This window comes from Thioclava sp. SK-1, assembly GCF_001705665.1.
Taxonomy (GTDB): Bacteria; Pseudomonadota; Alphaproteobacteria; order Rhodobacterales; family Rhodobacteraceae; genus Thioclava.
In genome coordinates, this window is sequence record NZ_MDHA01000087.1 from 1 (window position 1) to 1,573 (window position 1,573).

The 1,573-nt window shown below is 57.7% G+C and carries 3 protein-coding genes; 1 reads left to right on the top strand and 2 read right to left on the bottom strand.

What is annotated here, in order from left to right; all coding sequences use genetic code 11:
* Positions 1-169: ATP-binding protein (locus BFP70_RS18990; protein WP_176715605.1), on the top strand; the 169-nt coding region annotated here is incomplete at its 5' end.
* A gap of 164 nt (positions 170-333) precedes the next feature.
* On the opposite strand, the gene BFP70_RS18995 is transcribed toward BFP70_RS18990, so the two are convergent.
* Together BFP70_RS18995 and BFP70_RS20535 are read right to left on the bottom strand one after the other, a co-directional pair.
* On the bottom strand, positions 334-1,362 hold the full coding sequence (locus BFP70_RS18995) for a Gfo/Idh/MocA family protein (protein ID WP_066013518.1): 1,029 nt from the start codon (positions 1,360-1,362) through the stop codon (positions 334-336).
* Between the two features lie 38 nt (positions 1,363-1,400).
* On the bottom strand, positions 1,401-1,573 hold a 173-nt coding region (locus BFP70_RS20535), incomplete at its 5' end, for a 5-deoxy-glucuronate isomerase (RefSeq protein WP_176715606.1).

Here is a 1,573-nt window from a genome sequence, read left to right on the forward strand (position 1 = left end):
AGAATGGGCGCAGGTATTCGGAGACGCAAAGATGACCACGGCTCTCTTGGATCGGCTTACCCACCGCTGCCACATCCTCGAAACTGGCAACGACAGCTACCGCTTCAAGGCCAGCTCCGAGTCTGCAAAGAAAACACGAAAGGAGACCAAAACGTTGGCCCCGTCATAGACCGCGGCACATAACTGAGGGTGGGTCAAATCTCGGTGACAATTTATGGGGCTACCGGGTCAGTTCTCAGTGACAATCAACAGCCCAAAGGCCCAAAGGGCGGTCACCCGACCGCCCCGGCCATAACCACGCGCCCTAACAATATCGGTGCGGTCGGGTGTGGTTTAGTCAAGCGTAACAACGCACGATTGCGTTGCGCTTTGGCGCGCACCGTCAAGCACCTGTAAGACGGCAATCGCCTGCGCGACCCTGACCGGGGGCTCAGCTTTGGTGTGAACCGCCTTTGCGAAGGCCTCGTAATAATCGTGATAGCGCCCCTGTTCGGACGGCACGCGCTCCACCTTCCCGTGGATGCGCAGCTCTGACCAATGGTCGGGCGTCTCATATCCCCAACCCGCAAGATCATCGACCGGGCGTTTGCCCGCAAAGATCGCCTGTGCCTGTACATCGCGCATCCGCGACAGATAGGCACCATGTTCGGCATAGACCCGATATTCATTCTCCGCGATATGGTTCACTTTGGACGAGCTAACCTGGCTGAATACCCCGTTTTTATGGGTCATAGACACGACAAACCCTGCATCTGTCGGCCCCGCCGGATCATCGATTATATCCAGATGCGCATGAACTTTGGTCACCGGACCAAACAGCCACAGCATCTGATCTACCACGTGGCTGCCCATATCGCGCAGCATTCCACCTGTGGGGCCACGTTCTAATGTGGCCGCGTCATCCATATCCATGCGCGAATGGACTCGCCAGATTTTGCCCAATGCGCCGGTGTCCAACACCGCGCGCAATGTCCGAATATCGGTGTCATACCTGCGGTTATGAAATACACCTAAGGTCACGCCCTGCGCAGTGGCCGCCGCTTGCAATTCCCGTCCCACCTGGGCAGATGGCGCAAAAGGTTTATCCGCAATGACATGCACCCCGGCCGCAATCGCCTGCAATACCAGCTCACGGCGGGTATGGGGTGGGGTTGTCACCGTTACGGCATCCACAGTCCCCGTGGTAAGCATCTCCGTCAGGTTTGGGTAAATCGGAACATCGGGGTAATCAGCGCGCACTTTGGCGATCGTCTTAGGCGCACGCGCCACAATCCCGGCCAGCGTGACGCCTTTAGCGGCACGAATAAAAGGGGCGTGAAAATGCTGCCCGCCCGTGCCATATCCAACCAATCCTATCCGCATGTCTGTATCTCCGTTTCGATGATGGTATGGGGCGGTGATCAGATCATACGCGCCACTTCTGGTGCGGGTTGGAATTTCCAGTTTCTGCGTGGTCCTGCCATGACGTTTAGGTAATACATCTCAAAGCCATGTGGTGCACCGCAGGGGTGGTGTCCGCGCGGGACGCAGACGACATCGCCATCGGCGACGGCCATGACCTCATCGAGTTGGC